The organism is Streptomyces chisholmiae, from assembly GCF_031845445.1.
GTDB classification, from domain to species: domain Bacteria; phylum Actinomycetota; class Actinomycetes; order Streptomycetales; family Streptomycetaceae; genus Streptomyces; species Streptomyces chisholmiae.
In genome coordinates this window covers 148,517-162,459 of the sequence record NZ_JAVREO010000001.1, presented here as the reverse complement: position 1 = coordinate 162,459, position 13,943 = coordinate 148,517, and the positions used below count along the sequence as shown (strand labels likewise).

At 76.2% G+C, this 13,943-nt stretch carries 11 protein-coding genes; 5 read left to right on the top strand and 6 right to left on the bottom strand.

From position 1 onward, the window contains the following. Positions 1–116: 116 nt before the first annotated feature. Both RM844_RS00690 and RM844_RS00685 read right to left on the bottom strand, forming a co-directional pair. A complete protein-coding gene (locus RM844_RS00690; protein WP_311664294.1) occupies positions 117–806 on the bottom strand; it encodes a DsbA family oxidoreductase in 690 nt (229 codons plus the stop codon). 109 nt (positions 807–915) lie between these two features. Continuing rightward, positions 916–1,776, bottom strand: a complete 861-nt coding sequence (locus RM844_RS00685) for an NAD(P)H-binding protein (RefSeq protein ID WP_311663426.1) — start codon at positions 1,774–1,776, stop codon at positions 916–918. Between the two features lie 151 nt (positions 1,777–1,927). Here RM844_RS00685 and RM844_RS00680 point away from each other — a divergent pair, with 151 nt between their 5' ends. From RM844_RS00680 to RM844_RS00660, 5 genes are all read left to right on the top strand, one after another. Further along, positions 1,928–2,341 (top strand): winged helix-turn-helix transcriptional regulator, encoded by a 414-nt coding sequence (locus RM844_RS00680; RefSeq protein WP_311663424.1) that lies wholly within the window; start codon positions 1,928–1,930, stop codon positions 2,339–2,341. 134 nt (positions 2,342–2,475) lie between these two features. Continuing rightward, on the top strand, positions 2,476–3,948 hold the full coding sequence (locus RM844_RS00675; protein ID WP_394814378.1) for a hypothetical protein: 1,473 nt from the start codon (positions 2,476–2,478) through the stop codon (positions 3,946–3,948). A gap of 26 nt (positions 3,949–3,974) precedes the next feature. After that, positions 3,975–4,847 (top strand): ATP-grasp domain-containing protein, encoded by an 873-nt coding sequence (locus RM844_RS00670; RefSeq protein ID WP_311663420.1) that lies wholly within the window; start codon positions 3,975–3,977, stop codon positions 4,845–4,847. A gap of 62 nt (positions 4,848–4,909) precedes the next feature. After that, positions 4,910–5,854: an aminoglycoside phosphotransferase family protein gene (locus RM844_RS00665; RefSeq protein WP_311663418.1), complete on the top strand. Its 945-nt coding sequence runs from the start codon at positions 4,910–4,912 to the stop codon at positions 5,852–5,854. Between the two features lie 387 nt (positions 5,855–6,241). Beyond that, positions 6,242–8,083, top strand: a complete 1,842-nt coding sequence (locus RM844_RS00660; RefSeq protein ID WP_311663416.1) for a bifunctional serine/threonine-protein kinase/glutamate ABC transporter substrate-binding protein — start codon at positions 6,242–6,244, stop codon at positions 8,081–8,083. A gap of 58 nt (positions 8,084–8,141) precedes the next feature. Here the strand turns inward: RM844_RS00660 and RM844_RS00655 are convergent, their stop codons facing one another. The 4 genes from RM844_RS00655 to RM844_RS00640 all read right to left on the bottom strand — a co-directional run bounded on the left by RM844_RS00655 (position 8,142) and on the right by RM844_RS00640 (position 13,621). Then, positions 8,142–8,906 carry a pentapeptide repeat-containing protein gene (locus RM844_RS00655; protein WP_311663414.1) on the bottom strand — a complete coding sequence of 255 codons (765 nt, stop codon included), beginning with the start codon at positions 8,904–8,906 and terminating at the stop codon, positions 8,142–8,144. A gap of 93 nt (positions 8,907–8,999) precedes the next feature. After that, positions 9,000–10,256 carry an MATE family efflux transporter gene (locus tag RM844_RS00650; RefSeq protein WP_311663412.1) on the bottom strand — a complete coding sequence of 419 codons (1,257 nt, stop codon included), beginning with the start codon at positions 10,254–10,256 and terminating at the stop codon, positions 9,000–9,002. Between the two features lie 321 nt (positions 10,257–10,577). Then, on the bottom strand, positions 10,578–12,329 hold the full coding sequence (locus RM844_RS00645; RefSeq protein WP_311663410.1) for a lipopolysaccharide biosynthesis protein: 1,752 nt from the start codon (positions 12,327–12,329) through the stop codon (positions 10,578–10,580). After that, complete coding sequence (locus RM844_RS00640) at positions 12,326–13,621, bottom strand: glycosyltransferase (RefSeq protein ID WP_311663408.1); 1,296 nt, start codon at positions 13,619–13,621, stop codon at positions 12,326–12,328. Before RM844_RS00640 ends, RM844_RS00645 begins: the two co-directional genes overlap by 4 nt. Positions 13,622–13,943: the final 322 nt, after the last annotated feature.

Here is a 13,943-nt window from a genome sequence, read left to right as displayed (position 1 = left end):
AGCCGCGGCTCAACGAGTCCGCCCAGCGGCCGTGTTCCCGCCGGCCCCACCACACCGGCTCCACCGGTGCCCGCGGCGAGCCGACTCGCGTGGCGGGCCCGGCGGGACGGGACCGTTCAGCATGCGGTGTCGGGGCCGCAGACCGCGCCGTCGGCCGGGCCGCCCAGCGTGTCCAGCACGGGGCGGTCGCCCCAGGCCTGGCGCAGGGCCTCGGCGAAGACCTCGACCGGCTGGCCGCCGGAGACCCCGTAGCGGCCGTCCAGCACGAAGAACGGCACCCCGTTGGCGCCGAGTTGGGCGGCGGCCCGCTGGTCGGCGTGCACCGCGTCCCGGTACGCCGTCGGGTCGTCGAGCACCCGCTGGGCCTCCGCCGGGTCCAACCCGGCCGCGCCGGCGAGCCGGAGCAGCTCGGCGTGGTCGAAGACGTTCTCGCCCCTGCCGAAGTTGGCCTCGTACAGCACGTCCAGCAGGCGGTGTTGAACGCCGCGCTCCTTGGCCAGCTGCAACAGGCGGTGGGCGTCGAGGGTGCTGCCCATCAGCCGTTCCGAGCGGTAGGGCAGGTTCTCCGCCGCGGCGATGCCGGCGACCCGCTGCTCCATCTCGACCGCCTGCGGCCCGTATCGGCGGGCGAGCAGGTCGGTCACCGGCTCGGTCTGGCCGGGCTCTCGGCTCGGGTCCAGCTCGAAGGAACGGTGGACGACCTCGACCCGCTCCCGGTGCTCGAAGTCGGCCAGGGCGCGCTCGAAGCGCGCGGTGCCGATGTAGCACCAGGGGCAGACGACATCGCCCCAGATCTCCACCCGCATGGTCGTCATCTCGGGTCCCCTCATCTCGTGGTCGTGGTCGTGGTCGTGGCGGTCTCGACCGGCGGCGGTCGGTCCCCGGTTCGGCGGTCGGTCGGCGGTCAGTCGGCGGTCAGTCGGCGAGCGCCGCGGCGACGCTGGCCGCCAGCGGGGTGGTGGGCCGCCCCAGCAGCTTCGCCAGGTCGTCCGAGACGGTGGCCAGCGCCCCCTCGGACACCCGCAGGTCGGCGTCGACGAACAGGTCGACGGCGAACGGGGGCAGCCCGGCGGCGGCCAGCGTGGCCGCGTACTCCTCGCCCGGGATGTCACGGTAGGCCACCGGCCGGCCGGTGGCGGCGGCGGCCTCGGCGGCCAGCTCGGCCGCCGTCCAGGCGGTGTCGCCGGTCAGCTCGTAGACCCGGCCGGCCTGGTCGTCCAGGGTGAGCACCTCGGCCGCCGCCTCGGCGAAGTCGGCGCGGGCCGCGGCGGCGACCCGCCCCTCGCCGCCGCTGCCGAGCAGCTCGCCCCGGGCGACGGCGGCGGGCAGCCGCCACAGGTAGTTCTCCGTGTACCAGCCGTTGCGCAGCAGCACGTGGGGCAGCCCGGACTCGGCTATCGCGCGCTCGGTGGCGCGGTGCGTGCCGGCCAGGCCGAGCGGGTTGGTGTCGGCCTCGACCAGCGAGGTGTAGGCCAGCAGCCGCACGCCGGCCCGCCCGGCGGCGGCCAGCACGGCCCGGTGCTGGGCGAGCCGGACCTCGTCGGTGCCGACCGAGGAGACCAGCAGCAGCTTCGCCGCGCCGGCGAAGGCGGGCTCCAGGGTCTCCGGCCGGTCGTAGTCGGCGTGCCGCACGGTGACCCCCAGCGCGGCCAGGTCGGCCGCCTTTTCCGGGGCGCGCACGGCGGCGACCACCTCGCCGGCGGGCACCCCGCGGGCGAGGAGCCCACGGACCACCCCGTTCCCCAGCCCGCCGGTGGCTCCGGTGACAACGATCATGGCAACGCTCCCTGGGTCGGCCGGTACGGCGGCGACCCTTCGTCCCCGTCGTCAGCGCCACCGTACGCTTTCTTTTCGAAAGCGCAAACTTTTCGACAGTGAGAAGCTGGGGATACGCTACCGGCGGGAGGTGGTCACCATGGAGCGGGCTATGCGCCCCGAGGACGAGCGGCAGGCCGAGGAACTGGCCTTCGACGTGTTCTCCCGGGACTGTCCGTCCCGCACGGTGCTGGAGCACCTCACCGGCCGCTGGGGAGTGCTCGTGATGGCCGGGCTCCGCCGGGGCCCGGCGCGGTTCAACCGGCTGCGCCGCCGAATCGACGGGGTCAGCGAGAAGATGCTCGCCCAGACCCTCCAGGCGCTGGAGCGGGACGGCTTCGTGACACGCGAGGTGCTGGCGGTGCTGCCGCCCAAGGTCAACTACTCGCTGACCCCGCTGGGCGAGAGCACGGCGGACCACCTGCTGGCGCTGATCGAGCACATCCACACCGGGATGCCCGAGGTGATGGCGGCACGGGAGGCCCACGCCGCCGCCGGCGGAGGGGCCCCGGAAGCCCGGTCCTGAAGCCGCCGGCCGCGCGGCCCCTGACCGGGCCCCTCGCCGGACGGGTGGCCGAACGGCGGCCGTTGACGGGTCGGTTGGCCCGTGCGGCAACGGCTGGGGGACCTAGACTGACCCTTCCGTGATGGCCTTCCGCGATGCCGGGGGTCCGGGTTGGCGGAGGGGGACGGGTGGCGATCGAGGTGCCCCGCCGGGCGGTGCTCTCCCGGCCGCTTTCGGTCCCGTTGATCGCCACCGTGGTCGGCGCCCTGCCGCTGGCGGTCGCCGCCCAGCAGGGTTCCGGGCTGCGGGACGCCACGTTCTGGCTCCAGCTGGTGGTCGCCGGCTACGCCGGGGTGCGGCTGTGCGCGATGGTCCTCTCCGGCCGCCGGCGGCTGGTGCAGGGCGCGTTCTGGCTCTTCGGCTACCTGGCGATGGGCATCGCGCCGCTGGCGCAGAGCGTGCTGGGCCGCGACCCGACGCCCGTGCTCGGCCCCCGGGAGGACACCCAGCTGGCCACCGCGCTGGTGCTCTGCGGCATGATCGCCTTCGACGTGGGGGCGCTGCTGGCCCGGGTGCGCCCGCTGGGGCGGGAACGCCGCCGGCCGGCGAGCGTGCACCGCGGCCGGCTCTGGCTGCTGGTGCTGCTCGGCTACGCGGCCAGCGGTCTGCTGATCGTCCAACTCGGCGGGCCTGCCGTGTTCTTCACGAGCCGTCAGGAGCTGGGACTGAGCCTGGCCGAGGCCACCGGCACGCCGGTCGACGGCGAGGGCGGCGAGGCCGGCAGCGCGCTGCTGCGCGGCTTCGGCACGGTGCCGGCGCTGCTGGCGCTGCTCTTCCTGACCCGCTGGCTGGTCACCTCGGGGGAGGCCCGCCGACGGCCGGCGGTAGTGCTGGCCTGGGCCGGGCTGCTGCTGCTCAACGCGGTGGTCAACAACCCGATCTCCAACCCGCGTTACTGGTTCCTCACGGTGCTCTTCGCGCTGCTCTTCACCGTCTTCCCGCGCAGCCCGGTGATGTACCGGGCGGCGCTGGCGCTTGGCCTGGTGGTGGCGCTGCTGATCTTCCCGTTCACCGACCGGTTCCGGTACGCGGAGGAGGAACGACGCCCACTGGAGACGGACTCGGTGCTGGAACCGCTGGTCATCAAGGACTACGACCAGCTGAACATGTTCGCCAACACCGTCACCTTCGCCGGCGACGGGCACGGCCACTCCTACGGCGAACAGCTCCTCGGCGCGGCGCTGTTCTTCGTGCCGCGCGGGATGTGGGCGGACAAGCCGGAGGACACCGGCTTCCTGGTCGGCGGCTGGATGGGCACCGACAGCGCCAACCTGTCCTCCCCGCTCTGGGCCGAACTGTGGCTCGACTTCGGCCTGTTGGGCATGTCACTGGGCTTCGCCGGGATCGGCTACCTGGCCGCCCGCACCGACCGCCGCTATGTGCGGAGAACCCTGGACGACCCGTCGCCGGGGAACGTGCTGGCCGTGGTCGTGCCGGTGCTGGCCGGCTACGGCTTCATCCTGCTGCGCGGCTCGCTGCTCCAGGCGTCCGGCCGGATCGGCATCGCGCTGCTCTGCCTGGCCCTGGTCACCACGTTCCGGCCCCGGCCGCATACCGAACTGCGTTGACCGGCCGGGCCGGTTACGGTGAGGCCATGAGTCAGGTGCTGTTCTGCCGCGATCCGCTCAACCCGCGCCGGGTCGACGCCCACTTCGCCCCCGAGGCGGAGGCGGTGCGCGAACTGGGTGGCACGGTCGCACTGTTGGACCACGACGCGCTGCTGGCCGGGGACGCGCGGGACGCGGTGGCACGGGTCCCGCGCGACCTGGGGCCCGTCTGGTACCGGGGCTGGATGATCCCGGAGCAGCGCTACGCCGAGTTGGCGACCGCTCTCGCCGCCCGCGGCACCCCGCTGCGGGTGTCCGCTGACGAGTACCGCTGTGCGCACGAACTGCCCTACTGGTACCCGGAGTTCGAGGCGGTGACGGCGGCCAGTCGGTGGCTGGCCGCCGAGCCGGGCGAGGTGCCGACCGCCGAGGAGCTGGCCAGGCTGGCCAGCACGCTGCCGGCCGGGCCCGGCGTGGTCAAGGACTGGGTCAAGTCCCGCAAGCACGAGTGGGACACCGCCGCCTACGTGCCCGACCTGGCCGACACGCCGGGGCTGCGGCGGGTGGTGGCCCGCATGATGGAGCTCCAGGACGAGTTCCTGGCCGGCGGGGTGGCGCTGCGCGCCTGGGAGCACTACACCGGGCCCGAGGTCCGCGTCTGGTGGCTGGCCGGCGAGCCGGTGCTGCACACCCCCCACCCGGACGCCGCCGACCCCGCCGTCCCCACCCCGCCGCTGGACCAACTGCGGGACCCGGTCGCGCGGTTGGGCTGCCCGTTCATCACCACCGACGTGGCCCGCCGGGCGGACGGCACCTGGCGCCTGATCGAGGTCGGCGACGCCCAGGTCAGCGACCGCCACCCGAGCGTCCCGCCCCGGGCCCTGGCCACCCTGCTGCTGACACCGCCGACGGACGGCTGACCGCCGGGCCGGGTTCCATGGGGATTTGTCCGTCGTCCGCCCAGCCGTCGTGAGGTGTCCGCATGGTCCGTCCCCGTCCGTTGTTCGAGGTGCCGGCGGGGCTGGTGGACGCCTTCGGGGCGGCCGGCCGGGGGTGGGTGGCCGGGTTGCCGGCGCTGGCCGAACGGTGCCTGGAGCGCTGGGCGTTGACGCCGGACGGGCCGGTGGCCAACGGAGCCGTCGCGCTGGTGCTGCCGGTGCGGCGGGCGGACGGCACGGCCGCCGTGCTGAAGCTCCAGCCGGTGGACGAGGAGACCCGCGGTGAGCCGCTCGCGCTGCGCGCCTGGGACGGCGCGGGCGCGGTGCGGCTGCTGGAGCACGACCCCGGTTCCGGCTCGATGCTGCTCGAACGGCTGGACGCCGGCCGCTCGTTGGGCTCGGTCCCGAACGTGACCCAGGCGCTGCGGCTGCTGAGCGAGCGGCTCGCCCAGCTGACCGCCGTGCCCGCCCCGGCCGGGCTGCCCCGGCTCGCCGACATCGCCGCCGACCTGCTGCGCCGGGTCCCCGCCGCGGTGGCCGCCGCCGACCAGGCGACGGGCCGGCTGCTGACGCGGTGCGCCGGCGCCCTCGCCGACGTGCTGCCGGACGGCGCCGGCGACCGGCTGCTCCACTGGGACCTGCACTACGACAACGTGCTGGCCCCGCTGCCGGACGGCGAGCAGCGCGCCGGGTGGCTGGCGATCGACCCCAAACCGCTGGCCGGCGACCCGGCGTTCGAGCTGCTGCCGGCGCTGCACAACCGCTGGGACGAGGCCGTCGCCGGCGGCGACGTGGACCGGGCGGTGCTGCGCCGCTTCGACCTGATGACCGAGGTGCTCGGCCTGGACCGGCCCAGGGCGGCGGCCTGGACGCAGGCCCGGGTCCTGCAGAACCTGCTGTGGGAGAGCGAGAGCGACGCCCCCACGACCGCCGCCCACCCGGCCCCGCACCGCCGCGTCGCCGAGATCCTGACCCACCACCGCCGCTGACCACCGACGCGCCACGCCGCCGCCCGACCCGCCGGTCAGCCGCCCACGACGGTCAGACCCCACCGGTCAGCGGGCCCCGGCGGTGGCGGGTGGGAGCGGCGGCGGTGCACCGGATGAGCGTGCGGAGGCCGGTCACGCCCGGGGCCCAGGCCGGAGCGCGTTGGTCTCGGTGGTCGGCACCCCCGGCCGGGACGGTCGCCGCCGGCGGGGCGAGGATCTCGCGGGCCAGATCGGCTTCCCGAACCGGCGTGTGCGATCCCGTCATCCGCCTCGCCCGCTCTCCGGTGCGTCACCGGGCGGGCCGCCATCGGCCCGCCCCACGCGCCCGCCGCCGGGTCATCGCCCGGTCAGGCACCGGGGCGGCGGTGGCTCTGCCAGAGTAGGGGGGTGGAGCCTCTGAGACGGCAAGACCCCAAGCGGTTGGGCGAGTTCACCCTGTTGGCGCGGCTGGGCAGCGGCGGGATGGGGGTGGTGTTCCTGGGCCGGTCGCCGGGTGGGATGTCGGTCGCGGTGAAGGTGATCAGGGCGGATGTCGCCGAGGAGGCGGACGCGCTGGCGCGGTTCCGGCGGGAGGCGGCGACAGTGCGGGCGGTGCGCAGCCCGTACTCGGCGCGGCTGGTCGCGACGTCGCTGGACGCGCCGCCCTACTGGCTGGCGACGGAGTTCGCGCCGGGCCCGACGCTGCTGCACGCGTCCCGGGGCCGGCCGCTCGAACCTGACCTGTGTACCGGCTTGTTCGCCGCGCTGGCGGAGGCGTTGGCGGCGGTGCACGGCCACGGCGTGGTGCACCGGGACGTCAAGCCGCACAACGTGATCCTGTCCCCCGGCGGGCCGCAGCTGATCGACTACGGGATAGCCAAGGCGGCCGAGCACACCCAGCTCACCCACACCGGCCAGACGCCGGGGACGGTCGGCTACACCGCGCCCGAGGTGTTGTTGGGCGGCGCGGCCGGGCCGGCGGCCGACGTGTTCGCGCTGGGCGCCACGATGGCCGCGGCGGCGACCGGCCGACCCCCCTACGGCGGCGGCGAGTGGCCGGCCGTCAGCTACCGGGTGGTGCACGGCGAGGTGGACGTGGCCGGGGTGGAGCCGCGGCTGGCCGAGCTGATCCGGCACTGTGTGGCGCGCGAACCGGCGGACCGGCCGGACCCGTTGACCATCGTGCGGCGGTTGGCCGTCGACCGGACGCTGGCCGAGGACCCGGCGTACCAGCGGCTGGTCGGGTCGGCCGCGGTGCCGCCGCCGCCCCCGCATCCGCCGGGCGGCGGCCGGCGGCGGGCCGGGCTGTGGGCGACGGCGACGCTGGCGACCGCCGGGCTCGGGGTGGTGACGGCGGTGTGGCTGTGGCCGGAGAACGGGGACGGGGCGCGGGCGGAGGACCCGACGTCCGAGTCCGCCGAAGGCCAGGCCGACTCCGGGGCCGACGTGGAGCCGGGGCCGGAGGGCACGGTCGAGGGGGTGGTCGAGGGCCCGGAGGGCGACGACCCGGAGGATGAGCCGGTGGGCGGCGCCCCGGAGGGGCTGACCATCGGGGTCAGGTACGACCAGCCGGGCTTCGGGGTCTTCGGCGAGGACGGCGAGCTGGCCGGCTTCGACATCGAGGTGGCCCGCTATGTCGCGGCCGAACTCGGCGTCGCCGAACAGGACGTCGCCCTGGTGGAGGTCAGCAGCGCCGAACGGGAGGACCTGCTGCTGAGCGGCCAGGTGGACCTGGTCGTCGCCACCTTCCAGATCACCGAGAGCCGGGAGGCGGAGATCGACTTCGCCGGCCCTTATCTGGCCGCCTACCAGGACCTGCTGGTCCGGGCGGGCGAGACGGTCCCCTATATCGAGGCGCTGAACGACCTGTCGGTATGCGCGCCGACCGGCAGCTCGGCGGGCCAGGCCCTGCTGCCGTTGGCGCCCGGCGTGACGCTGGTCGAGCGCTCCACCCTCACGGAGTGTCTCGACGCCCTGGGCAGCGGCGAGGTGGACGCGTTGACCAACGACGACGCGCTGTTGGCCGGCTACGCGGCGCAGGAGAGGTACGCGGGCGACTTCGAGCTGGCCGGGCTGCGGCTGGGCGGCGAACTGCCGTACGGGGTGGGGCTGCCGGAGGGCGAGACCGCGTTGCGGGCCGACGTCGACGCGGCGCTGCGGCGGATGGTCGAGGACGGCTCCTGGGCGGCGGCCGTCGAGGCCCATCTCGGCGGCGCGAGTGGTTACGCGCCCGAACCACCCGTGTTCTGAGCGCAGTTGGCCTCCGGCCCGGCAGGCCCGACGGGCCCGGCAGGCCGGGCGGCCCCGGTCACGGGGACTCGGGCGCCAGCGGCAGGGTGTCGGCCGCGCCGGCCCGGGCGGCGGCGACGTAGCGCCGCAGGTAGGCCGCTTCCAGCTGGTCGGCGGCCGGCTGGCCGGCCCAGGCGTCGGGCAGCGGCGTCCCGTCGTGGGCGCAGCGGGTGAGCCGGGCGGGGCCGGGATCGGGGCGACCGCCCTGGAACGCGCAGCGGTGCAGGTGGCTGAGGGCGGACAGGGTGAGGTCGGCGAAGACGCAGTCCACGAACCGGCCGCCGACGAGGGTGGCGTCGGTGAGGTCGGCGCCGGTGAAGTCGCACCGCTCGAAGACCGCGTTCTCCCCCAGGGTCGCCTTGCGCAGCTTCGCTCCGCTGAAGTCGCAGTCGACGAAGCGGCGGCCGAGCACCGTGCCGGGCAGCCGGGCCGACCGGAAGTCGCAGCGTTCGAACCGCCGGTCGAGCCGGCTCCCCGCGGTGGCCACGACCCGGGTGAAACGGCCGTCGGTGACCTCGGTCTCGTGGAAGCGCAGCCGACCGCTGGCGTGGCTGAGGTCCACCCGGGTCAGGGTGAGACAGCGCACGGACAGCCCGTCGGGGTCGGCGAGGCCGCGCAGGTCGGTCCAACCGTCCGGCGTCGTCCCCCAGGGGGCGGTGAGCAGGTGGGGGCCGCGCACCACGCGGGACTGGGCGAGCAGGTCCGCCCGCAGCGCGGCGATCTCGGCCGCGCCCCATCGTCGGCGCAGCGCGGTGGCACCGCCCGCCCCCCTCGTTCCGGACACGCGTTCGATCCTAGCGCCCGGCGCCGGGTGGCGGCGCCGGGCCAAGGGGGCGGTGGCCGTGGGATCGGTGGCCGTGGGGTCAGTGACTGATGATCAGTTCCGTACCACGGTGCGGAGTTCCAGCGAGGCGCGGAGCCAGCCGGCGCCGGCCTTCACCGCCGAGCCGAGCACCAGGCCCCAGGCCGCGCCGAGGACGCCGCCCAGCGCGTAGCCGACGAACAGCGCGAGCACGGTGAGCGCGGAGCACACCAGCTGGATCGGGAGGGTGGCGCGCGGGCTGAGGACCCGCAGCAGCAGCAACGCGCAGGTGCCGAGCGCCATGAAGGTGTACTGGGTGCCGGTGGCGGTGAGGATCTCGGTGGCCGAGTCCCAGGTGTCGCCGAGGAGTTCGCGGCCGAGCCGGTCCGGCAGCACGGTCAGCGTCAGGCCCCAGAGCGCGGCCACGCCGGCCAGCACCACGCCGGCGCCCAGCGCGGTCCTGGCCTGCCGGTGCGGGCCCTCGTGCCGGTTGAGGAGCGGCGGCCCGAAGCCGGTGGCGGCGTTGAAGAGCACGTTGAGCGGGCCGAACAGGGTGCTGGCGCCGCGCAGTGCGCCGACGACCAGCGGGTTGGCTATCAACCCCAGGACGATGATGGCCAGTTGGGAGCCGGCGTTGCCGACGCCGAACTCCACCACGAAGCGGCGCCCGAGGTGCCGGTGGCCGAGCAGCCTGGCCGGCCGGATGCCCCGCACCTCGCGGGCGTGCCAGGCCAGCAGCCCGGCGCCGAGGAGCAGCGCGGGCAGCGCCGACAGGCCCCAGGCCAGCACGAGTTGGCCGGGATCGGTGCCGTGCGGCTGGGCGGCGAGCACCGGCAGCACGACGGCCAGCCGCAGCAGGTCGCCGCCGAGCGCGAGCGCGGGAACGCCCAGCAGCGAGCAGACATAGCGCAGGACGTCCTGCGTCAGCACGATCGGCAGCACCAGGCCGAGCGCGGTCAGGCCGGCGGCGACGCCGCCCGACAGGGCGAAGGTGGCCAGGGCCAGCACGGCGCCGATGGCGGTGGCGCCGGCGAGGGTGAAGGTGACGGCGTCCCAGCAGTGCCGGTTGAGGGTGAACCGCTGGCCCTTGCGGAGGACCAGCGGCTGGCCGACGAAGGCGCCGGTGGCGCCGAGCAGCACCGCGGCGACGGTGTAGACGACGGCGAAGGAGGCGAAGTCGTCGGCGGTGGACTGGCGGGCCGCGACGATCACCACGGCGATGTTGGTGGCGGCGGCCACGCCCTGGTCGGCGACTGCGGCCAGGGTGGTGAGGGACGCACGGGGGTGGGGCGCGGCGGCCTGGCCGCTGGTCGCGCCGTTATCTCTGCTCACAGCTTGGTTTCTCTGCTCAGGGTGGGTTCGGCGAACTCCGGGGAGTCCGGCGGGGGTTGGGCGGGCTCCTTCGGGGGCCCTGGTCGGGGCCCCGGGTCAGGGGCCGCGGGGGGGGCGCCGGCGGGGTGCCGGCGGTGGGGGCGTGCGGGTGCTGGGGCGTGCGGGGTCCGGGGCCCGCGGGTGCTGGGGTGGGCTTGCGGGGCTTGGTTGCGAGGGCTGGGGCGGTGGTGCGGGACGCGCTGGGGGCGTGCGGGCGACGGTGCGCGCCGGCGTGCGGGCCGGGGCGGGGTCCCGGCCGTGCGACCGCGGGGGCGCGGCGGATCAGTACCGGGGGTTGCCGTCCTCCAGGTCGGCCGGGTCGAGGACCCGCAGGCCCATGGTCTCGGCGGGGTCCCCCCGGTCGGCGCCGGTGCCCCCGGGGACGGTCCCCCGCCCGCCGGGCGCGGTGCCGACGGCGGGACGGGCGGGGTGCGGCGACGGTGCCGCGGCGGGTTCCGGTGGGGCCTGGCCCCGGGTGTGCTCGGAGCCGTTACCCCACGAGTGGAGCACCGCGCCGAGCAGCAACCCACCGGCGCCCACGACCAGTTCACGGACCCGGCCGAGGTCTTCGCGGCGCACCTCGGCCGGGTCGCAGACCACCAGCACGCCGTCCACCCGGTCGCTGAGCGCGATGGCGTCGGCGTAGGAGAGGACCGGCGGGGCGAGGACCACGACCACCGAGCCCTTGGTGTCGGCGTGGCCGAGCAGCGCGGTGGCGGCCGGCGAGGTCAGCGCGCGCGGCACGTTGCGCACCCGGCGGCCGGGGACCAGGTCGAAGATGCCGGACTCGCCGCCGTCTATCGGCACCCGCATGCCGGCCGGCCAGCCGCCGTCGGTGGCCTGCCCCGGCGTCCTGGCCCAGCCCGGGCGGACGCCGTCGGCGTGCCGGAGCTGCTCGATCAGCGTGGGCGTGCGCAGGTCGGCCTCGACCAGCAGCGCGTTCATGCCCATCTCGGCGAAGGCCGCGGTGAGGTTGACCGCGGTGGCCAGCGGGGTCTCGATCCCGCCGCGCGGCGCGACGACCAGCAGCCGGCGCCGCTGGGCGAAGCTCTCGTCGTAGGCGAGCCGGAAGGCGATGGAGCGGTACTCCTCGGCGAGCCGGCCCTCGGCCAGCAGTTGGTCGGGGACCCGGCCGGCGCGCGGCAGCACGCCGAGCACCGGGGCCCGCAGGGTGCGGGTGACGTCGCCGGCCGAGCGGACCGTGGGGTCGAAGACCAGCCGCACCCAGGCCGCCAGCAGGCCGATGCCGATGCCGACCACGTAGCCGAGGCCCAGCAGCAGCGGCAGCCCGGGGCCGGCCGGCTCGCTCGGCGGCGTCGCCTCGGTGATGACCCGGCCGCCGGTGGTGTCCAGGGCGCGCAACGCGGCGATGTCGGAGTTGAGTTCGGAGATCTGGCCGACCACCTGGGAGAGGTCGGCGACCGCCAGGTCGTAGGCGGATGTGCCCTCGACCAGGGTGTCGGTCTCGGCCCGCAGCTGGTCGCGGCGCTCCAGCAGCGGCTCGCGCTGGGCCTCCAGGGCGTTGACGTTCTGCGCGATGGTGTTGTCGGCGTCGGCCTGGCGGTGCGCGAGGTAGGCGGCGACGAAGGCGTTGGCGCGCTGCGCCGCGGTCTCCGGGTCGTCGGCGGTGTAGGCGAAGCGCAGCACCTCGGTGTTGGGCGGGTTGGTGACCTGCAGGCCGCGCTTGAGCCGGGGCGCCCGCTCCGAGGTGCCCAGCGTCTGGGCGGCCCGTTCGGCGACGATGTCGCTGACGGCGGTGCGGCGTTCCGAGCCCATCGCGACCCGGTCCAGCGGGGCGCCGCCGGCGAACGGGTCGGCGGTGGGGCTGCGGAGGGTGATCTCGCTGGTGGCGACGTAGCTCTCGTTGGCGGTCAGGCCGAGCCAGGCGCCGCCGGCCAGGCCGAGCAGGATGCCGCAGATGATCAGCATCCGGTAGCGGAGCAGCTGCCGGAACTGGTCGCGGAGCAGGTCGGGTTCGTCCCAGGGCTGGTGGGGCTGACCGGCGCGCGGTTCCGCGCTCGCGCCGGCGCTCACGCGGGCGCTCCGCGGGGCGGGGTGGCGGGGCGGGCGGCGGGGGCGGCCGTCCGGTGCCCGGTGAGCGCCTCGTCCAGCAGCGCGGTGAGCCGGGCCAGACCGGCGGCGCGGGAGAGGTGGCCGGCCGCGTAGGCGGCGCCCCTGGCGCCGATCGCGTCGGCCCCGGCCGGGTCGGCGGCCAGCTCGCGGGCGGCGGCGACCAGCGCCGCCGGGTCCTCGGGCGGGACCAGTCGGCCACCGCCGGAGCGCCGCAGCTCCTGCGCGGTGCCGCCGTTGCCGGCGACCGAGGCGAGCACCGGCCGGCCGGCGGCGAAGTACGAGGTGAGCTTGGACGGCACGCTCATGTCCAGGACGCTGGCGCGCTGGGTGACCAGCAGGGCGTCGGCGGCGGCCAGGATCTCCGGGAACTCGGCGGCCGGGGCGGGCGGCCGCAGCTCGACGTTGGGCAGCGGCGCGGCGAGGCGGGCCAGGTGGGCGCGGGTGGCGCCGTCGCCCATCAGCACCACGCGCAGCTCCGGGGCCAGCCGGGCGGCCTCGACCGCCACGTCGAGCCCCTGCTTGAGCCCCATGGTGCCGGAGTGCAGCAGCACCTGCTGGCCGGCCGGCCAGCCGAGCCGGGCGCGGGTGGCCGCCCGCGGCTGCGAAGGGGCCGTCACATGGGTCCAGTTGGGGACCAGGCGGATGCGCTCGTCGGGCACGCCCAGGGCGCGCACCCGGTCCCGGAACGACTCGTGGATGACGCCGACCAGGGCGGCCGAGGCCAGCATCCGGCGCTCCACCCCCGAGGTGACCGCGGCGACCCGGCCGCCGCCGGCTATCCCGCTCTGCGCGGCGGCGGCGCCCATCAGGTCCTGCACCACGGGCAGGAAGGGGACCCGGTACCGGCGGGCCAGCCGGGCGGCCAGCAACCCGCCGGCCAGGCTGGGCACCTGGGCCAGGACGGCGTCCGGCCGGGCGATCCTGGGCGGGGCCAGCAGCCCGTGGCCCAGGATGGTGGCCTCGTAGGCGGCGCGGCGCAGCGCGCTCTGCCGGGCCGGCACGTAGTGCCGGCGGCGGTGCACCAGCACGCCGGCCCGCTCGTCCACCAGGCGCCAACGGCCCCGGTAGGCCGGGTCGACGCGCCAGGCCGGGTAGTGCGGCAGGCCGGCCAGCACGTGGACCTCGGCGTCGCGTGCCGCGGCCAGGTGCTCGGCGAGCTGGCTGGCGTAGGGGCCGATACCGGCCTGCTCCGGGGCGTAGTTGGTGGATACCAGCAGCAGACGTTCGCCACCGGGACCCGGCGGGTTGCGCACGACTGTCCTCCCTCTCCGCCGCCCCGAACAGCGGTGGACTTCCCGGGCGGCGGTGCCCCACACCCTAGCGGCGCGCCCGGCAAAGGACACGACCGAGCGTCAGCTTCCGGTCGCACAGCGGGTGTCGGCGGGTGCCAGCGGACTCTCGGCGGGGTCCCGGTGGCGGTTCCGGCCGCCATCCTGGCGCATTCGGGCGAGCCGCGCCATTCCCCGCCCCGCGGCCGGCAGCGCGGGCTAAAGTGCCTGTGGGACCGGCGAGTTGGGGTGCCGGCGCGGGCCGGCCCGGCCGGTCCCGCAGCGCGCGGCGAGGCAGCGCGCGGCA